15 protein-coding genes and 1 pseudogene are annotated in these 19,068 nt (G+C 74.9%); 6 read left to right on the forward strand and 10 right to left on the reverse strand.

Going from position 1 to position 19,068, the window contains the following annotated elements; translation table 11 throughout:
• The first annotated feature begins 15 nt into the window (after positions 1 to 15).
• A complete protein-coding gene (locus FHS34_RS30980) occupies positions 16 to 1,005 on the forward strand; it encodes a TrmB family transcriptional regulator (protein WP_184971561.1) in 990 nt (329 codons plus the stop codon).
• A 71-nt stretch (positions 1,006 to 1,076) separates the two neighbouring features.
• Here FHS34_RS30980 and FHS34_RS30985 read toward each other — a convergent pair whose 3' ends face one another.
• From FHS34_RS30985 to FHS34_RS31015, 7 genes are all read right to left on the reverse strand, one after another.
• Positions 1,077 to 2,315 (reverse strand): GDSL-type esterase/lipase family protein, encoded by a 1,239-nt coding sequence (locus FHS34_RS30985; RefSeq protein WP_184971563.1) that lies wholly within the window; start codon positions 2,313 to 2,315, stop codon positions 1,077 to 1,079.
• Between the two features lie 229 nt (positions 2,316 to 2,544).
• Positions 2,545 to 3,030, reverse strand: a complete 486-nt coding sequence (locus FHS34_RS30990) for a methylated-DNA--[protein]-cysteine S-methyltransferase (RefSeq protein WP_184971565.1) — start codon at positions 3,028 to 3,030, stop codon at positions 2,545 to 2,547.
• Entirely contained in the window at positions 3,027 to 4,424 is a 1,398-nt protein-coding gene (locus FHS34_RS30995) for a DNA-3-methyladenine glycosylase 2 family protein (RefSeq protein ID WP_184971567.1), read from the reverse strand. Before FHS34_RS30995 ends, FHS34_RS30990 begins: the two co-directional genes overlap by 4 nt.
• A gap of 92 nt (positions 4,425 to 4,516) precedes the next feature.
• Positions 4,517 to 5,608 carry a ribosome small subunit-dependent GTPase A gene (rsgA, locus tag FHS34_RS31000; protein WP_184971569.1) on the reverse strand — a complete coding sequence of 364 codons (1,092 nt, stop codon included), beginning with the start codon at positions 5,606 to 5,608 and terminating at the stop codon, positions 4,517 to 4,519.
• Positions 5,609 to 5,897: 289 nt separating this feature from the next.
• Positions 5,898 to 7,370 (reverse strand): cellulose-binding domain-containing protein, encoded by a 1,473-nt coding sequence (locus tag FHS34_RS31005; RefSeq protein WP_184971571.1) that lies wholly within the window; start codon positions 7,368 to 7,370, stop codon positions 5,898 to 5,900.
• Positions 7,371 to 7,607: 237 nt separating this feature from the next.
• The gene (locus FHS34_RS31010; RefSeq protein ID WP_184971573.1) at positions 7,608 to 8,972 is read right to left on the reverse strand and encodes a radical SAM protein; all 1,365 of its coding nucleotides are present in this window, start codon (positions 8,970 to 8,972) and stop codon (positions 7,608 to 7,610) included.
• A gap of 153 nt (positions 8,973 to 9,125) precedes the next feature.
• Positions 9,126 to 10,133 (reverse strand): hydroxyacid dehydrogenase, encoded by a 1,008-nt coding sequence (locus FHS34_RS31015; RefSeq protein WP_184971575.1) that lies wholly within the window; start codon positions 10,131 to 10,133, stop codon positions 9,126 to 9,128.
• A gap of 109 nt (positions 10,134 to 10,242) precedes the next feature.
• Between FHS34_RS31015 and FHS34_RS31020 the strand changes: the two genes are divergently transcribed.
• The 5 genes from FHS34_RS31020 to FHS34_RS31040 all read left to right on the forward strand — a co-directional run bounded on the left by FHS34_RS31020 (position 10,243) and on the right by FHS34_RS31040 (position 17,147).
• On the forward strand, positions 10,243 to 11,520 hold the full coding sequence (locus FHS34_RS31020) for an FAD-binding protein (RefSeq protein WP_184971577.1): 1,278 nt from the start codon (positions 10,243 to 10,245) through the stop codon (positions 11,518 to 11,520).
• Between the two features lie 135 nt (positions 11,521 to 11,655).
• Positions 11,656 to 12,900, forward strand: a complete 1,245-nt coding sequence (locus FHS34_RS31025) for an ROK family transcriptional regulator (protein ID WP_184971580.1) — start codon at positions 11,656 to 11,658, stop codon at positions 12,898 to 12,900.
• 20 nt (positions 12,901 to 12,920) lie between these two features.
• Entirely contained in the window at positions 12,921 to 15,782 is a 2,862-nt protein-coding gene (locus tag FHS34_RS31030) for a glycoside hydrolase family 2 TIM barrel-domain containing protein (RefSeq protein ID WP_184971581.1), read from the forward strand.
• 71 nt (positions 15,783 to 15,853) lie between these two features.
• Positions 15,854 to 16,438 (forward strand): TetR/AcrR family transcriptional regulator, encoded by a 585-nt coding sequence (locus FHS34_RS31035; protein WP_184971583.1) that lies wholly within the window; start codon positions 15,854 to 15,856, stop codon positions 16,436 to 16,438.
• Complete coding sequence (locus FHS34_RS31040) at positions 16,431 to 17,147, forward strand: alpha/beta fold hydrolase (RefSeq protein ID WP_184971585.1); 717 nt, start codon at positions 16,431 to 16,433, stop codon at positions 17,145 to 17,147. Before FHS34_RS31035 ends, FHS34_RS31040 begins: the two co-directional genes overlap by 8 nt.
• Here FHS34_RS31040 and FHS34_RS31045 read toward each other — a convergent pair.
• The 3 genes and pseudogenes from FHS34_RS31045 to FHS34_RS31055 all read right to left on the reverse strand — a co-directional run.
• On the reverse strand, positions 17,081 to 17,893 hold the full coding sequence (locus FHS34_RS31045) for an isocitrate lyase/PEP mutase family protein (protein WP_184971587.1): 813 nt from the start codon (positions 17,891 to 17,893) through the stop codon (positions 17,081 to 17,083). The genes FHS34_RS31040 and FHS34_RS31045 overlap by 67 nt on opposite strands.
• A gap of 9 nt (positions 17,894 to 17,902) precedes the next feature.
• Positions 17,903 to 18,298: a VOC family protein gene (locus FHS34_RS31050; RefSeq protein WP_184971821.1), complete on the reverse strand. Its 396-nt coding sequence runs from the start codon at positions 18,296 to 18,298 to the stop codon at positions 17,903 to 17,905.
• Between the two features lie 15 nt (positions 18,299 to 18,313).
• Positions 18,314 to 18,871: pseudogene (locus FHS34_RS31055) on the reverse strand (DUF2264 domain-containing protein); the annotation flags it as partial.
• Between the last annotated feature and the right edge of the window lie 197 nt (positions 18,872 to 19,068).

Below are 19,068 nucleotides of genomic sequence, written 5' to 3' on the forward strand. Positions count from 1 at the left end.
GAGGGACACGGGGCGATGCTGGCAGCGATAGGGCTGGACGAGACGCACGAGGCGGCGTACCGGGCGCTGGTGTCCGTGGGCGCGGCCGACGTGGCCGATCTGGCGCGGCGCCTGACGCTGGCCGAGCGGGACGCCGAGCGTGCCCTGCGCCGGCTGGAGCGGCAGGGGCTGGCGGCCCAGTCCTCGGCGCGGCCGGGCCGCTGGGTGGCGGCGCCGCCCGGAGTGGCGCTGGGCGCCCTGCTCACCCAGCAGCGGCACGAACTGGAGAAGGCGGAACTGGCGGCGGCGCTGCTGGCGGAGGAGTACCGGGCGGCGGCGGCCGAACCGGCGGTGCACGACCTGGTGGAGGTGGTGACCGGTGCCCCGGCGGTCGCCCAGCGCTTCCTCCAGCTCCAACTGGGCGCGGCCGACGAGGTGTGCGCGCTGGTGACCGGCAACCCGATGGTCGTGTCCGGCATGGAGAACGAGGCGGAGGAGCAGGCGGCGGGGCGCGGGGTGCGCTACCGGGTGGTGGTGGAGCGCGCGGTGCTGGACCTGCCGCACGGGCTGACCGAGCTGACGGCGGCGCTCGGCCGGGACGAGCGGGTGCGGGTGGTGGACCGGGTGCCGACGAAGCTGGTGGTGGCCGACCGCGCGCTGGCGATGGTGCCGCTGACCGCGAAGAGCGCGGAACCGGCCGCGCTCGTGGTGCACGCCAGCGGGCTGCTGGAGCTGCTCGCCGAGCTGTTCGAGTCGGTGTGGCGGGAGGCGCTGCCGCTGCGGCTGGGCGCCTCGGGGGTGACCGAGGATCAGCCGGACGGCCCGGACGCCACCGATCTGGAGGTGCTCTCGCTGCTGCTGGCGGGGCTGACCGACGCGAGCGTGGCCAAACAGCTCGACGTGGGCCTGCGGACCGTGCAGCGCCGGGTGCGGCGGCTGATGGAGCTGGCCGGGGTGACGACCCGGATGCAGCTGGGCTGGCACGCCTGGGAGCGGGGCTGGGTGACCCGGGAGAACCCGCACTGACCTGCGCATACGCGGGTACGCCGACAGAGCGGGTCGGCCTGCCGGGCGGGGCGGGCCGGACGGACGGTGGGTCAGGGCGTGGTGGACGGTGCCGAGGGGATGAGCGGTGCGGCGGCCCGGGGGCCGGGCGGGTGGCGGGTCAGGGCGTGGTGGACGGTGTCGGCCACGGCGGCCATCCCCGTGTCGTTGAAGTGCAGATGGTCGCCGGGGTCGTAGGCGGGCAGGATGCGCGCCGGGGCGGCGGGGTCGCGGACGGCGGCGTCCGCGTCGGCGACGGCGTCGAAGGCGCCGCCGGTCCGGATGAAGGCGTTCACCCGCAGCCGTACCGCCTCGCGGGCCGCGGTCCAGGCGGCGTAGCCGGCGTACGGGGTGAGGGTGACGCCGACGACCCGGATGCCGCGGGCGTGGGCACGGGCCACCAGGGTGCGGTACGCGTCCGCGAAGGCGGCGGGGTCGGTGGCCTCCGGGGTGCCCTTGATGTCGTTGATGCCCTCGAAGACGACCAGGACCCGTACCCCGGCCCGGCCGAGGGCGTCGGCGTCCAGCCGGGCCAGTGCCCTCAGCCCGGTGCCGTCGCGCAGCAGCCGGTTTCCGGAGATGCCGGCGTTGAGGACGCCGGTCCGGTACCGGAGCAGCCGGGCGAGCCGGTCGGGCCAGCGGCGGTCGGTGTCGGGGGTGGATCCGTTGCCGTCGGTGAGCGAGTCCCCGAACGCGACGACGCTGCCGCCGGCGGCTCCGCGGACGTCGACGCCGGTGACGTAGTACCAGCGGCTGGTGGTCGCCGTGTACGCGCCGCCGTCCTCGTCGGCCGCCCGGCCGGCGCCGGCCCGGGCCAGGTAGCTGGTCTGCAGGGCGGTGCGGTGGTGGGTGGCGGGCCCGGAGTCGTCGGGGGTGTACACGGTGACGAGCAGGTCGGCGGCGGGCGGTACGCGCAGCGGCACCGGGTCGGTGACCGTGTCCTCACCGGGCGGCACGGTCACCTCCCGGGCGCCGTGGAAGGTGGCGGTGCGCAGGGTGCCGGGTACGGCGTCGGGGCCGGCCTCCCGGCGCAGCGCGACGGTGACCGCGCCGAGGTGCAACGGCCTGGTGCCCAGCCGGTTGCTGAGACGGACGCGGACGGCGGTGCCGCCGATGCTGAGGTGGACGACGTTGCGTACGGCGGCGCCGGGCAGCGCGGCGGCGGTACTGGAGGGCGCGGTCTCCCAGCTGCCGGTCCAGGGCATCGGGGCCGGCTCGGCGACGGCCGGCAGCGTGAGGCCCGGCAGCAGCGCCGGAAGGAGGACCGCGAGGCTCCGTGCGACCTTGGCCATGTGTGCCCGCCCCTTCCGCGTGGCCGTCGGAGGTGACCGTGCCACACGGCCGAGCCGCTGCGCCGCAACGGCGACGCCGGTCCACCCGCTCGGCGCAACGCCATCGCCAGGCGGACCCGAGCGCCGCGGCGCTCCGGGCGAGCGGTCCGCCGCCGGTCGGCACCTCGGGCGGGCGGTGTCGTCTCCGGCCGACGGCGGGTGCGCGGCACCCCGGGCGGGCCGGGGTGTCTCAGGGGAGGGCGCCCTCCAGGGTGAGCAGGCGGGTTTTCCGGTCGAGTCCTCCCGCGTATCCGGTCATCGCCCCGTTCGCCCCGATCACGCGGTGGCAAGGGCGCAGGATCAGCAGGGGGTTGGCGCCGATCGCCCCGCCGACGGCGCGAACGGCCGCACGGGGCGCGCCGATCCGGGCGGCGATCTCCCCGTAGGTGGCGGTGGCGCCGTACGGCACCTCGTCCAGCGCGGCCCACACCCGCTGCCGGAACTCGGTGCCGGACGCGCGCAGCGGCAGCCGGAACTGCGTCAGTTCGCCGGCGAAGTAGGCGGCCAGCTGGTCGGCGGCCGCGCGGAACGGTCCCGGGTCGTGCCGCCAGCCGTCCTGCACGGTCCGGCCGCCCTTCTGCCCGGGCACGGACAGCGAGGTGAGCGCGCCGTCCGCGTCCGCGGTGAGCAGCAGCGGCCCGACGGGGGCGTCCAGGTGGGTGAAGCGGACGGTCATCGGATCGGCTCCCCCGCCACGCGCAGGTGCTGGAGGCCGTACGACCGCCAGGGCCGCCAGCCGTCGGGGACGTCGGCGCCGGGCGGGGCGACGTCCGGATCGCCGAGGGCGCGGACGCGGACGGTGGCGACGGTGGCCGGGTCCATGCCGGGCAGGGCGAGCAGGGCGTCCTCGGCGTCGTCGCGGTCGGCGCCGGGATCCAGCCGTACGGTGCCGTCGGCGAGGGCGGCGGCGAGCGCGCCCAGCGGACCGTCGGGCTCGGCCTCGGCGAGCACCGCGGGCTCCGGGAAGAGGTGGGTGAGGCCGCCGTGGGGCGCGTCGAGGAGCTTGCCGTACCGGTGCACCAGCCGCTCGGCCCCGGCCCGTCCCACGAGGGCGTGCACGGCGGGCTCCAGCGGGTCCACGGCGCCGGGCGAGCGCAGGCCGGGCCGGGCGGCGACCAGCGGGGCGAGCCGGGGGTCGGCGCCGAGCCGCTCGTCGACGGCGTACGGGTCGGCGTCGAGGTCGAACAGCCGGCGCAGCCGCTGCACGGCGGTGGTGAGGTCCCTGGGGTCGGTGAGGTGCAGCCGGGCGTCGAGCCAGCCGCCGGGGTGGGTGCCGGTGCCCGCGCTCGGGGTGCCGGTGCGTTCCTGGACGGCGGCGAGCCCGGTGCCGTACGGCAGCCGCAGGGTGCGCCGGTAGGTGCGGGCGCCGGGGGCGCCGGTCACCTCTTCGACACCCGGTACGGCCTCCTCGGCGAGCTGGTCGAAGACCGGGGCGGCCTGGTAGGGGCCGCGGTGGGCGAGCCGGAGCGGGATCGCGGCGCCGGGCGCGGCCCGGCGGGCGGCCCGGTCGCGGGGGGCGGCGGCCCGCACCTCGGTGGGCGTGGCGGCGTACACCTCCCGGATGGTGTCGTTGAACTGCCGCACGCTGGCGAATCCGGAGGCGAACGCGATCTCGGTGACGGGCAGCTCGGTGGTCTGGAGCAGCACGCGCGCGGAGTGCGACCGCTGGGCGCGGGCGAGCGCCACCGGTCCGGCGCCGAGCTCGGCGGTGAGCTGCCGCTGCACCTGCCGGGCGCTGTAGCCGAGCCGGGTGGCGAGCCCGGCGACGCCTTCGCGGTCCACGACGCCGTCGGCGATCAGGCGCATGGCCCGGCCGACGACGTCCGCGCGGACGTTCCACTCGGCCGAGCCCGGTACGGCGTCCGGCCGGCACCGCCGGCAGGCCCGGAAGCCGGAGCCCTGCGCGGCGGCGGCCGTCGCGAAGAACCGCACGTTGTGCCGTCTCGGTGTCACGGCCGGGCAGCTCGGGCGGCAGTAGATGCCGGTGGTCTCGACGGCGAAGAAGAACACGCCGTCGAACCGCGCGTCCCGGCTGCGCACCGCCTCGTACCTGCTGTCTTCGTCCTTCACGTGTTCCAGTGTGGGACGCCGGGGCGGTGCCGGGCCAGCGGAAATCGGACGTGGAACTGGTGTGCCTCGTCCGGTGGCGGCGGGCGGGCCCGCTACCGGCGCCCGCGCTTCGCCTCCATGGCCGCCCTCCCCTCCGCTCCCTTCCGCTTCCAGTCCTTCTTGATCTCGGCCCGGAGCCGGGCGTCGGTCTTGGCCACGATCCACTGGTTCTCCCGCACGAGCTTGCGGTAGCTCTCCAGCCGCCGGACCGGAAGCTCGCCGCTCTCGACGGCGGAGCGGACCGCGCAGCCCGGCTCGGACTCGTGGGCGCAGTCGTGGAACCGGCACCGTCCGGCCAGTTCCTCGATCTCGGAGAACACCTGCCCGACCCCGTGCTCGGCGTCGAACAGGCCGACGCCCCGCAGCCCGGGGGTGTCGATGAGCACCCCGCCGGAGGGCAGGGCGAGCAGGTTGCGGGTGGTCGTGGTGTGCCGGCCCTTGCCGTCGACGTCCCGGGCGGCCCGCACGTCCATGACGTCCGCGCCGACGAGGGCGTTGGCGAGGGTGGACTTGCCCGCGCCGGACTGGCCGAGCAGCACGCTCGTCCCGGAGCCGACGAGGGCGACGAGCACGTCGAGTCCCTCGCCGTGCAGGGCGCTGACGGTGAGCACGGGCACGCCGGGCGCGCTGGACTCCACGTCCTGCACGAGGTGGGCGAGGGTGACCGGGTCGGGCACGAGGTCGGCCTTGGTGAGGACGACGACGGGCTGGGCGCCGGACTCCCAGGCGAGGGCGAGGAAGCGTTCCACGCGGCCGAGGTCGAGTTCCACGGCGAGGGAGACGGCGATGACGGCGTGGTCGACGTTGGCGGCGAGGACCTGCCCGTCGGACCGCTTGGAGGAGGTGGAGCGGACGAAGGCGGTGCGGCGCGGCAGATACGTGCGCACGTACCGCGGATCGCCCTCGGGGTCGACGGCGACCCAGTCCCCCGTGCACACGACCTTCATCGGGTCACGGGGCACGACGTACTCGGTGTCCGCGCGGACGGTCCCGTCCGCGGTGACGACGTCGCACTGGCCGCGGTCGACCCGGATCACCCGGCCGGGCAGCAGCCCGTCGGCGGCGTGCGGGGCGAACGCCTCGGCCCAGGACTCGTCCCAGCCGTAGGGAGCGAGCGCGGAGGACACAGCAGAGGTGGAAGTCAAGGGAGACCCTTCACAAGGGTGGCCCCGGGCAGGCGCGTTCGGTGCGCGGTGGGTTCAGCCGGTGGCCACGGAGGTGGACTTGATGAGTTCCTGGATGAGGGCAGCGCCCAGCACAGTGACAGCCATCGGTCGACACCTCCTCGTTCTCGCTCGCGCGTCCGCACACCACCTCGGCGTGCCCGGCAACTGTATCCCGGTGCCGGGTCCGTGGGTCAACATATTTTCCGCGTGTCCGTCCGCGTGCCCTTCCGCGCGTCCCGCCCGCCCCGGACGCCCGCCGTCTCCGGCCTCAACCCAGGGTGCAGGGCGCTCCGTTGAGGGTGAAGCCGTACGGGGTGCGGTTCTCGTCCCCCCAGGTACCGAGGAAGCCGAAGGAGAGGGTGCCGTGGGCGGCGACGTCCCTGTCGTAGTCGGCGGCGGTGGCGGTGACGCGGGAGCCGTTCTGGTGGACGGTGGCGTCCCACATCTGGCCGACCCGCTGGCCGTCGCGGAAGGTCCAGGCCACCTGCCAGCCGGTGAGGGCCCGGTCGGTGGTGACGGTGACGGTGGCCTGGAAGCCGTCGGGCCACTGGTCCGACAGGTCGTAGGCGACCCGGCAGCCGGCCGGCTCGGTGGTGGCGGGGGCGCCGGTGGGCGTGGCGCGGTGGGTGGCGGAGGAGGTGCCCTGGGGTTCGGGGTCGGGCTGTGTCCGGGCGGGCGTCCGCGCGGTGCGGGTCGCGGAAGGCCGGGCGGAGGGTGAGCCGGTCCGGGTGGGGCGGGCCGCGGCGCGGGAGAATTCCGGGTCGGCGACCGGCTGCCGGTCGTCGCGGGCGGCGGCGGTCTCTTCGCCGGAGCCGCCGAACGGCATCAGCGAGACCCCGAGGGCCAGCGCCGACAGCAGGACCGCGGTGGCGAGCAGCCCGCCGCGCAGTGCCCGGCTGCGGCCGGTGCCCTCCTCGGGATCGGCGGTGCCGGGATCGGGGCGGCCCGCGCCGAAGCGGACCTCGGTGGCGCGGCGGCGCCGCTCCAGGTAGGCGAGGCCGCCCCAGCCGATGACGCCGCCGGCCAGCGCGGCGGGCAGTCCGCCGCCGTGCAGGCGCAGGCAGGCGGCCGCCTCGGCGCACCGCACGCAGGTGGCGAGGTGCCGGGAGAGGTCGTCGGGGGTCTCGGCGGTGGGTGAGCGGGTGACCGCGTCCAGCAGGCGGGCGTAGCTGCGGCAGTGCGCGTCCATCGGGGAGTCGAGGTGGGCGCGGTGGCAGCGGTCCCGGAACAGGGTGCGGACCTGGTCGAGTTCGCCGGCGGCGCCGGCCGGGTCCAGGCCGAGCCGGCGGGCCACGGTCGGCAGCGGGAGCGCCTCCACCTCGGCCAGCCACAGCAGCGCGGCGTCCGCCTCCTGCATGTCCCGCAGGCCGCGCAGCGCGACCGGGCGCTCCAGTGGCGGTCCGGAGAACCGGGCGGCTCCCGGGGAGTTGAGCCACAGCCGCAGGTCGGGGTCGAGCCGGTGCCCACGGCCGCCGGCCTCCCAGTCGGCCGCGGTGTTGCGCACGGCGGTGAGCAGGGCGGGGATCGTCGGCAGCCGTGCGGTGCGGCGGCCGGCGCCGCGCACATGGGTGCTCGCGGCGGCGCGGACCTCGCGCATGCCGAGGGTGAACGCCTCCGTGGCCAGCTGATGGGCCATCAGCGATCCTGAGGTGCACAGGTCCGCGTACGAGAGCACCGCGTCCCAGCACTCCGAGAACAGCGCCGCCTCGGTGTCGTCCTGGACGGTCGGCAGGTCGGACATGAAACTCCTGCATCCACGAGCGAGGTCAACTCACCAAAGAGAAAAGGGGAGTTACGGGAACCTCGCGGCAGGGCACAGAGCCTTTCACGTCCTCGACACAACTGACAAGCGGCCTGTTCACATCCGGTTACCGACGGTGGCGGCCCGGACGCGCGTGACGAGGGACCCGCAACTCCGGCCTCTGATACGGACGCGGACGCGGTTCGGCTCACCGCCGGGCCGGCCACCGGGGCCGGATCACGCCCGCGCCGGCACCTCCGCGGATCCGTCCGCCGCACCGCCCGGCTCCTTTGCCGGCGCGTCCTCGGGAAGGCTGTCCATGAAGGAGCTGACGGAGAACACGGCGCGGCCGGGGCCGGGCGGGCCGTAGCCGGGCGGGGAGGACAGGCCGAAGTCGTCCATCGTCTGCCGGTAGGCCTGGAGCAGCCGGATGTGGTACTCCAGCGGCGCGCCCTGCGGGTTGGCCTTGCCGAGCGGGGTGGTGGGCTCCGGGCACCAGGTGGTGAACCGGGGCGTGATGCCGTGGGACATGAAGAAGCGCAGGCCCTCCGTGGTGGAGGCGATGGCCTCGTCGACGGTGGTGAAGCCGAAGGGCTCGGCCATCTCCACGCCCGCCACGAAGTTGGGGATGACGTTGCGCGCGCCGAACACGTCGGCGGAGTCCAGGATCCGGCGGTGCCACTCGTCGCGGCCGACGTACCGCTCCTTGCCGGGGCAGTACAGCTCGAACAGCCGGCGGTCCCACACCTCGAAGTTGGGGTGGTAGATCTGCACGCCGTAGTCCTTGAACCGCTGCACGTCCGGCTTGGGCAGCGCCTGCGCCACGACCTTGCCGATCCAGCGGCCCGGGAAGCGCTCCTCGATGGCCTTGGCGTAGTGGCCGTAGAAGTCGGCCTCGTCCCGGCCCGCCACCTTCGACGTGATCGCGCCGCCGGTGAGGGTGTAGGCGGTGGACGCCTTCTGGGTGTCGTACCGGTCGATGATCTCCAGCGCCTCCAGGACCTCGTCCACGTCCTTGACGCCGGTGTACGGCCGCCCGGCCGCCTTGTGCTGGCGCCAGTTGTGGTTGATGTCGCAGTACTGGCACTCCTCCTTGGCGCCGAAGTACTGGCAGACCCGGAAGACGGTCAGGTAGATCAGGTAGCCCCACTGGATGGTCGGCGCGACCTCCATCACGGACTTCCCGTTGGAGAGGGTGTGCCGGTAGTACTCGGGCATCGGCGGCACCCCGACGTCGGCGATGCGCGTGCCGTCGAGGTACAGGCCGAGCAGCCCCTCGTCGTCGGCGGCGACCCGGTAGGGCGAGGCGGGGTTCACCCGCACGGAGACGACCGTGCGCCTCAGGTCGTACGGCCCGCCCGTCAGGATGATCTCCTCCGGGGGCCGGCGCAGCGCGGCCTCGCCCAGCTCGGGCAGGGTGCCGTGGTCGAAGGAGAAGATGAAGTACGACTTCGGCTTGACGTCCCCGTTCTCGTTGTCGCTCAGGGCGGACTTGTCGAAGGCGACACCGCCCCGCAGCAGGTCTTCTTTGAAGACGGCCTCCCGTGGCACCTGCGGGAACCGCTCCATCAGATCCTCGACCAGCGCGGTACGACTGCCCATCCGTCTGTCTCCTCCCGGCTCAGGCGTACGACCCTCACCGTATGCCCCCATCACCGGGCGAACCGTGCCGGGTCCCCGCACGCCGCGCGAGGGGCGCCGGTACGGCGGCGCCGGGTGCGGCCGGAAAGGGGGGCGCGGGCCCGCTCCGGGGGCTCAGGCCGTTCGTTCCAGGGACGCGTGGTCGACGGCGTGCAGCAGGCCGTGCCCGGCCGCCAGCCGCTCGGCCTCCTCCACCACGACGCGGCCGAGGCGGGCCACCTCGTTGCCCTGCGAGCCGGCCAGATGCGGGGTGACGAAGGCGTTCGGCAGGTCGTACAGCGGGGAGTCGGCGGGCAGCGGCTCGGGGTCGGTCACGTCCAGTACGGCGCTCAGCCGCCCGGTGCGCAGTTCCGCGACGAGCGCCTCGTGGTCGACCAGGGCACCGCGCGCGGTGTTGATCAGTACGGCCCCGTCGGGCATCAGGGCGAGTTCGCGGGCACCGATGAGACGGCGGGTCTCGGCGGTCTGCGGGGCGTGCAGGCTGACGACGTCGGAGGAGCGCAGCAGCTCGTCCAGCGGCAGCAGCGCCACGCCGAGCCGGGCGGCCTCCGCCGCGTCCGCGTAGGGGTCGGCGAGTGTGACCGCGAGGTCGTGGGGGCGGAGCAGTCCGATCAGGCGGCGTCCGATCCGGGAGGCGCCGACGACGCCGACGCGGCGGCCGTGGTTGCCGACGCCGGGGAGGATGCCGTCGTAGGGGAAGGCGCGCCGGTCGCGCAGGCGGTCGCGCAGCGCGAAGACGTCCTTGCCGGCCAGCAGGATCATGGCGAGCGTGTACTCGGCGACGGGCACGGCGTTGGCGTCGGCGGCCGAGGAGACGGCGATGCCCCGCTGCCACACCCCGGGCCCGGTGAGTCCCTTGACCGAGCCGGCCGCGTGCAGCACGGCGCGCAGTCGCGGGGCCGCGTCCAGGACGTCCGGGTCCAGGCGGGGACAGCCCCAGCCGGTGATCAGGATCTCGGTGCCGGCGAGGGCTCCGAGGACGCGGGGCTCGGTGAAGTCGTGCGCCACCAGAGTGGAATCGATTTCTACGCACCGGTGCAGCCGGGCCAGCAGATCCGGCGGGAAGACGAGCGGCACGTTCTGGGGCGTCATGGCGAACAACGCCCGGGGACGCTCGCTCAAGGAAGGGACCTTCCGGCTCGGTGACGCGCGGACAGCAACCGCTCTCCACGGTAGGCCGCGCGGAATGAGAGGGTCAACGGACACGCAACCCGCCGGAAGGGACGCACGGATGACCGAGGCAGCGGGCGAGGGGACCGAGGACGGCGCGGGCACGTTCACCAACTGGGCGCGGACCGTCACGTACACGGCGCGGGAGATGCACCGGCCGCGCACGACGGAGGAACTCGCGGCGCTGGTGGCGGGCCGTGCCCGGGTGCGGGTGCTGGGCAGCGGGCACTCCTTCAACCGGATCGCCGACCCGGGGCCGGACGGTGTCCTGCTGTCCACCGCCGGCCTGCCGCGCACGGCCGAGGTCGACACCGCGGCGCGCACGGTCCGGGTGGCGGGCGGGGTCCGGTACGCCGAGCTGGCCCGCACCGTGCACGCGCACGGCCTCGCCCTGCCCAACATGGCCTCGCTGCCGCACATCTCGGTGGCCGGTTCGGTGGCGACCGGCACGCACGGCTCGGGCGTCGGCAACGCTCCGCTGGCGTCGGCGGTCCGGGAGGTGGAGCTGACCGTCGCGGACGGCTCGACGGTGACGATCGGCCGGGACGACGAGCGGTTCGGCGGTGCCGTGACCTCGCTCGGCGCGCTGGGTGTCGTCACCGCCCTCACGCTCGGCCTGGAGCCGGCGTACGAGGTGGAACAGCGGGTGTACACCGGGCTGCCGCTGGCGGGGCTGGACTTCGGGGCCGTCGCGGCCGCGGGGTACAGCGTGAGCCTGTTCACCGACTGGCGGCAGCCGGGGTTCGGACAGGTGTGGGTCAAGCGGCGCACGGACCGGCCGGCGACGGACTTCCCGTGGGCGGTGCCCGCGGCCCGGCCGCTGCACCCGGTGCCGGGCATGCCCGAGCGGAACTGCACCGAGCAGCTGGGCGTGCCGGGGCCGTGGCACGAGCGGCTGCCGCACTTCCGGGCGGAGTTCACCCCCAGCAGCGGCGAGGAGATCCAGTCGGAGTACCTGCTGCCGCGGCCGGCGGCGGTCGACGCGCTGCACGCGATCGACGGCGTCCGGGAGACGGTCGCGAGTGTGCTGCAGGTCTGCGAGGTGCGTACGGTCGCCGCGGACGCGCAGTGGCTCAGTCCCGCCCACGGGCGGGACTCGGTCGCGCTGCACTTCACCTGGGTGCGGGACGAGGCGGCGGTGGGGCCGGTGGTGCGGCGGCTGGAGGAGGTGCTGGAGCCGTTCGACCCGCGCCCGCACTGGGGGAAGGTGTACGCGGTCCCCTCGGTGGTACTGCGGGGACGGTACGCCCGGCTCGTCGGCTTCCGGGCGCTGGTCCGCTCCCTGGATCCCGGGGGCACGTTCACCAACGCCTTCGTCCGGGACCTTCTCGGCGACTGACCGGGCTCGCGGGAGCGACTTCCTACGGCCCCTTTCCCAACCCTTGTCGAAAGCCGTTCCGGCCCCTAGCCTGGCGCCCGTGCCGGGGCCGGTGCCGCCCCGGCCCGGTCTGTACCGGACGGGAGGGGCCGCCGCGTGAAGCCCACATCACGTGACATCCGCACCGCGAACCGCTACGAGGTGCTGCGCCAGATCATCGCCGAGTCTCCCACGTCCCGTCAGGAGCTGGCGGTGGCCACCGGGCTGAGCCTGGCCACGGTGGCGACGCTCGTCGGCGAGCTGCTGGACCTGGGCCTGATCACCGAGGTGGGGTTCGAGGACTCGGCCGGAGGCCGCCCCCGCGGGCTGGTCGCCGTCGACCCGTCGGGCGGCGCGCTGATCGGTGTGGACATCGCGGAGACCTACGTCCATGTCGAGCTGTTCGACCTGGCGTTGAACGTGCTGGCCCGGGCCGACGAGGACCTGCGGCCCGGTGAGAGCCTCCCCGAGCAGGTGGTCGGGCATGTCGCCGCCGGGGTCGGCTCGGTGGTCGCGCAGGCCGGCGTCGAGGCGGCCCGGGTGCTCGGCGTCGGGGTGAGCGTGCCGGGCCAGGTGGACCGGGACAGCGGTGTCGCCGAGTACGCGCCCAATCTGGACTGGCACGACGTTCCGTTGCTCGATCTGCTCGCCGGGCACATCGCCCACCCGCTGTACCTGGACAATCCGCTGCGCGCCTGCGTCGTGGCGGAGCTGTGGTTCGGGGCGGCGCGGGGCCGCGGGGACGCCGTGGTGGTCAACCTCGGCACCGGGGTCGGCGCCGGCCTGGCCCTCGGCGGCGGGCTGCACCGGGGCGTGAGCAACAGCGCCGGCGAGTGGGGACACACCACGCTCGTGCTGGACGGGCGGCTGTGCCACTGCGGCGGCCACGGCTGTGTGGAGACGTATGTCGGGGCGCCCGGCATCATGCAGAACCTGCGCGAACTCAGCCCGGGCTCGCCCCTGTTGCACCCCGGGGACCAGACCGCCACCATCGACGCGCTGGCCCGCGCGGTGGCCGAGGACGACCCGGTCGCCGTCAAGACCGTCCGCGAGACGGCCCGTTATCTCGGCGCCGGCATCTCCGACCTGATCAACCTCCTCAACCCGGAAGTGGTCGTCCTCAGCAGCTGGGTGGCCGCCCGGCTGGGCGAGCCGCTGCTCGCGGAGGTCCGCCGGGCGGTCGCCCGGCACGCGCTGCGCCGTCCGCTGGCCGCGACCGAGATCGTCCTCACGCCCATCCCCACCGACCCGGTGTCCCTCGGCGCGGCGACGTTCGCGCTGGAGGGGGCGCTGCGGTCGGCGGGCCGGCGGACACCCAGACGCTCCGCCACCGCGAGGAGCCGCACCGCACCGCCTTCATGACGACGGAAGGGATGAGACCCGTGTCGTTCCGGACCTCCACGCAGTACGTCGAGGACGTCTCGCCGGGCTCCGGGGCACTGCCGCCCCGCGCCTGGTACGCGTCCTGCGACGCCATGTCCCTCTCCCTGAACGGCGGCTGGCGCTTCCGGCTGTCGGACACGGCCGACGCCGAGGACGACTCCTTCGCGACGCCGGGGTACGACGCCGGCGGCTGGGCCGAGGTCTCGGTCCCCGGCCACTGGGTGCTCCAGGGGCACGGCTCCCCCGTCTACACCAACCACCTCTATCCGTTCCCGGTGGACCCGCCCCGGGTGCCGACCGAGAACCCCACCGGCGACCACCTGCGCCTCTTCGACCTGCCCGGCGACTGGCCCGCGGACGGTGGCACCGTGCTCCGTTTCGACGGCGTGGAGTCCTGCGCCCGGGTCTGGCTGAACGGCACGGACCTCGGTGAGTTCAAGGGCTCCCGGCTGCCGCACGAGTTCGCGGTCGGACATCTGCTGCGGCCGGGCGGCAACGTCCTGGCGGTCCGGGTGCACCAGTGGTCGGCGGGCTCGTACCTGGAGGACCAGGACCAGTGGTGGCTGCCGGGCATCTTCCGGGACGTCACCCTGCTGCACCGGCCGGCGGGCGGTGTCCTGGACTTCTTCGTGCACGCCTCGTACGACCACACCGCCGGTGCGGGCACCCTGCGGGTCGACTCGGACGTGGCCGGCCGGGTGACCGTGCCGGACCTCGGCATCGACGTCGCGACCGGCGAGCCGGTGACGGTGCCGGTCGAGCCGTGGTCCGCGGAGACGCCGAGGCTGTACGACGGCGTGTTGGCCACCGAGGGCGAACGGGTGCCGCTGCGCGTCGGCTTCCGTACGGTGGAGCTGTCGGACGGCCTGATCAAGGTGAACGGCCGCCCGGTGCTCTTCAAGGGCGTCAACCGGCACGAGTGGCACCCCGAGCGGGGCCGGGCGCTCGACCTCGCCACCATGCGCGAGGACGTGCTGCTGATGAAGCGGCACAACATCAACGCCGTCCGCACCTCCCACTACCCGCCGCACCCGGCCTTCCTGGGCCTGTGCGACGAGCTGGGCCTGTGGGTGATCGACGAGTGCGATCTGGAGACGCACGGCTTCACCGAGCAGGGCTGGCGGGACAACCCCGTCGACGACGACCGCTGGACCCCGGCCCTGCTCGACCGCGCGGCCCGCATGGTGGAACGGGACAAGAACCACCCGTCGGTAGTGATCTGGTCCCTCGGCAACGAGGCCGGGACCGGCCGGGGCCTGACGGCGATGGCCGGATGGATCCACGGCCGGGACCCCTCGCGGCCGCTGCACTACGAGGGCGACCCCGGCTGCCGCGACACGGACGTGTACTCCCGCATGTACGCCGGCCACGCCGAGGTCGAGCGGATCGGCCGCCGCCTGGACGGCGGGACGCACAAACGGCGTCAGCTTCCGCTCATCCTCTGCGAGTACGGGCACGCCATGGGCAACGGCCCCGGCGGACTCGCCGACTACCAGCGGCTCTTCGAGACCCACGAGCGGCTCCAGGGCGGCTTCGTCTGGGAGTGGATCGACCACGGCATCGCCCATCCCGAGCTGGGCTACGCGTACGGCGGTGACTTCGGCGAGGAGCTGCACGACGGCAACTTCGTCTGCGACGGCCTGCTCTTCCCGGACCGCCGGCCCTCCCCCGGCCTGACCGAGTACAAGAAGGTGATCGAGCCCGTCGGCATCTCGGGTGACGGCACGGACGGCACGGTCCGCGTCACCAACAAGCACGACTTCGCGGACCTGTCGGCGCTGGCCTTCACGTGGTCGTACGAGGTCGAGGGCGAGGCGGCGGACTCCGGCACCCTGGCGGTGCCGGCGCTGGCACCCGGCGCGTCCGCCGACCTCGAACTGCCCGAGCCGCCGCCCGGCGCACCGGCCGGCGAGGCGCTCTGGACGGTCCGTGCCGTGCTCGCGGGCGACACCCCGTGGGCGCCGAAGGGCCATGTGGTCGCCTGGGGCCAGATCCCGGCGGCGGAGCGCCGCACGCCGCACGTCACGGCGACCGCCCGGCCGGTGGCCGGCGACGGGGTGATCACCCTCGGCCCCGGCGTCTTCGACGCCCGCACCGGAGCCCTGCGGGCCGTCGGTGACGTCGCCGTCTCCGGTCTGCGGCTTGACGTGTGGCGGGCCACCACGGACAACGACGACGGCGCCGACTGGCAGAGCGACCTCCGCCACGGCCCGCTCTGGCGCAAGCTGGGCCTGCACCGGATGCGGCATCGGCTGGACGCGGTGGAGATGGGCGAGGACGCGCTCACGGTCCGCACCAGGGTGGCGGCCGCCGCCCGGGAGACGGGGCTGTCGGCGGTGTACCGCTGGACGTCGGACGGCGACCGGCTGCGGCTGACCGTCGGCACCGTCCCGGAGGGTGACTGGACCGTCCCCCTCCCCCGGCTCGGCATCCGCTTCGGACTGCCGGCGGTCGACGGAGTGGAGTGGTACGGCGGTGGTCCGGGTGAGGCGTATCCGGACACCAGGACGGCGTCGGTGGTCGGCCGGTGGCGGTCCACCGTGGAGGGCTTGCAGACGCCGTACGTCCGTCCGCAGGAGAACGGCGCCCGCATCGACGTCCGCTGGGCGGAGCTGGGCGGTCTGCGCGTCGAGGGCGAGCCCGCGTTCTGGCTCACCGCCCGCCGCTGGACCACCGAGCAGCTGGACGCGGCGGCCCACCGCACCGACCTGGTGCCGGGCGACACGGTCTGGGTCAACCTCGACCACGGCCAGCACGGCATCGGTTCCCAGTCCTGCGGTCCGGCCCCACTGCCCCGGTACCACCTGCGGGCCGAACCGGCGGAGTTCTCGTTCGTGTTCTCCGCGCCCGCCACGCCGTAGGCCGTTCGCACGCACCCCGCCCTTTCCTAGATGCTCTAGGATTTCCCCTAGGCATCCAAGGAGGTGGGCGTGTGGCCCGGGCGGGACTGAGTGCCGAGCGGCTGGTGGCGGCCGCCGCGGAGCTCGCGGACGAGGTCGGCTTCGACCACCTCAGCGTCTCCGCGCTGGCCCGCCGCTTCGGGGTCAAGGACGCGAGCCTGTACTCGCACATCCGCAGCCTCCAGGACCTGCGCACCCGGCTGGCGCTGCACGCGGGCGGCGAGCTGATCGACCGCATCGCGGCGGCCGTGGCCGGCCGCGCGGGCAAGGAGGCGCTCACGGCGTTCGCCGGCGCCTACCGGGAGTACGCCCTGGAGCATCCGGGCCGGTACGCGGCCACCCAGATCCGCGTCGACCAGGCCCTGATCGCGGACTCCCCCGCGCTGCGCCGCACCGCCGAGATCACCTACGGCATGCTGCGCGCGTACGGCCTGACGGAACCGGACCTGACGGACGCGGTGCGTCTGCTGCGCAGCACGTTCCACGGCTACTGCGTGCTGGAGGGCGCGGGCGGCTTCGGCGCGGACCGGGACGTACGGGCCTCCTGGGACAAGGCGGTCGACGCCCTGCACATCACCCTCGAACACTGGCCCCGGGAGCGGAAGAGCGATGACTGACACCCTGCACCACGACGTGACGGGCCATGGTCCCGTGCTGCTGCTCCAGCCGGGCGGGTCCGGACATCCGATGGGCCTCGGACCACTGACCGAACGGCTGGCGGAGCACTTCACCGTGGTGACGTACGACCCGCTGGGCCTCGCGCACGGCCGGCTCGGGCAGCCGGTGCCCGAGCAGCGGCCGGCGGACTGGAGCGAGGGGGCGCGGCGGGTGCTGGAGGCGGTGCTGCCCGCGGGCGAGTCGGCGTACGTCTTCGGCACCAGCTCCGGTGCCGTCGCCGTGCTGGACCTGCTGGCCCGGTATCCCGGGCGGCTGGCACACGTGGTCGCGCACGAGCCGCCGTGCGTCACGGTCCTGCCGGACGGGGAGGCGCGGCGGGCCGAGCTGATCGAGCAGCTGGACGGGCCCGGGCGGCCACCCGCCGAGGGCGGCTCCGCCACGCCGTTCGGCGTCTTCCTGGCCCGCGTGCTGCGCCCGTTCAGCGCGTACGTCCCCGCTGTCACCCCGCCCCCGGGCCGGCTCACCCTCGCCTACGGCACCGATTCGCGCGGGCAGCTCCTGCACCGCACGGCCGAGGCGCTCGCCGAGCGGCTGGACAGCGCCCGCGTCGCGTTCCCGGGCGGGCATCTCGGTACGGTGGATCACCCGGTGGAGTTCGCCGACGTGCTCACCGAGACGCTGCGTTCCAGCGCCCGGACGTCGGCGTAGGAGGGGGTCGTACCGCGGCCCGGGACGCGCCCGGCGGCGATGTCGGCCACCGCGTCCAGGGCCGCGCCGAGCGCCCGCCGGTACAGCAGCGAGCCGAGGCTGACGCGGCGCACGCCGAGGTCGGCGAGGCGGTCGAGCGCGGGTCCGGCCGGCGAGTACAGCACGTTGAGGGGAGCGTCGGTGTGCCGGACGAGGGCCGCGATGCGCTCCGGGTCGGTCACGCCCGGCACGAACACCCCGTCGGCGCCCGCTTCCTGGTAGGCGTCGAGCCGGCGCAGCGTGTCCTTCTCGTCGCCGTCGCCCGCCCAGTGGGTGTCCGTGCGGGCGTTGACGAACAGGCCGGGTACGGCCGCCTTCACGGCCGCGATCTTCGCCGCGTGCCGGCCGGCCGGGCCCAGGCCGTCCTCCAGGTTGATGCCGACGGCGCCGACGGCCCACAGCTCCCGGGCCAGCTCGGCGACGTCGTCCGGGTCGTCGCTGAAGCCGTCCTCGGCGTCCACCGAAAGGAGGTACGGCCCGGAGCCGAGGGTCAGGGCGAGACGGACGGTGTGCTCGCGGGTCGCGGCCTCTCCGTCGGGCAGGCCGACGGCCGCCGCCACCGCCAGGCTCGTCGTGGCGATCGCCGGGAAGCCCCGGGCGGCGAGGGCGGCGGCCGAGGCGTGGTCCCAGGCGTTGGGCAGGAGCAGCGGCTCCCCCGGACGGTGGTGGAGGCCGGCGAAGGAGAGGGGGGCGGGCTCTGCGGTCATACCGCCACGCTATGCCCCGGTCGTTTCGGCGTCCGCCGAACCGTCGGCGCCGCCCGGCCGCTCCGCGCGCTCGGCCTCGCCGCGCTCCACACAGAACTCGTTGCCCTCCGGATCGGCGAGGACGGCCCAGCCGGTGCCGTCGGCGTTGCGCCGGTCGTCGACCAGGGTGGCGCCGAGGGCGAGCAGCCGGTCGACCTCCTCGTCGCGGCTGTGCTCCTGCGGCTGAAGGTCGAGGTGGATCCGGTTCTTGACGGTCTTGGCGTCCGGCACGGTGACGAAGAGCAGGCCCGAGCCCTCGATCAGGGCCATCTCATCACCCGGGTGGTCGTCCTCGTGCAGGGGCTGGCCCAGCACCTGGGACCAGAAACGGCCCAGGGCGTAGGCGTCGGCGCAGTCGATGGTCACGTGGCGGATCCTGGAATACCAGCCCTCGACCCGCTCCAGTCCGCGGTCGATCGCCGCGCGGGCGGCCTCCTCGCGGTGGCCGATCTCCGCGAGGAAACCGCCGACGGTGACCGGGAACAGCTCCCAGTTGCACGGCCAGGGCTCGGCGGTGAGCGCGTCCGCCAGCCAGGCGGCGGTCCGCCCGCGCACCGTGTCGTCCAGGCGGTCCCACAGCAGCGGCCGGGTCAGCCGCAGGGCGAGCGCGACGGAGGCGGCCTCGACCAGCGGCTGGCCGCGGTCCGTGATCCGCGGCCAGACACCGCCGGGGCCGGCCGCGAGGCCCTCGGCGTACCGGCCGAGCGCGGCCTCGTCCCGGCGGAACGCGGCCAGCAGCAGCGTGCGGGCGTACCCTTCCAGGCCGTCGGAGAGCCGGCCGGAGCGGCTCGGCCGGCCGCCGGGCAGGTGGTAGAGGGCGCGGTCGGGGGTGGCGTACGGCTCGACGGCGGCGAGCAGGGCGTCGGCGGCGGCCTCCCAGTGGGCGCGGGTGTAGCCGGTGTACGGGCTCGACGCGCGGTCGTCGGCGGGCAGTTCGATCACGGCGGGTGGCTGTCCTTCCTGACGGAACCCGGAGCGCCCCGGTCACGGTCCCGGCGCCCCGGTGGTCCATCCCACCCGCATCCCGCGCCTCGGCACCAGACGCCGGACGAGCAGTTCCCGGGTGTCCGTGACGACCGCGACGAGCCGGCGGTGGACGCGCCGGGTTCGTCCGGGCGCTCACCTCCCACGCGGGG

It is taken from the genome of Streptomyces echinatus (assembly GCF_014203595.1).
In the GTDB taxonomy this organism is placed as follows: domain Bacteria; phylum Actinomycetota; class Actinomycetes; order Streptomycetales; family Streptomycetaceae; genus Streptomyces; species Streptomyces echinatus.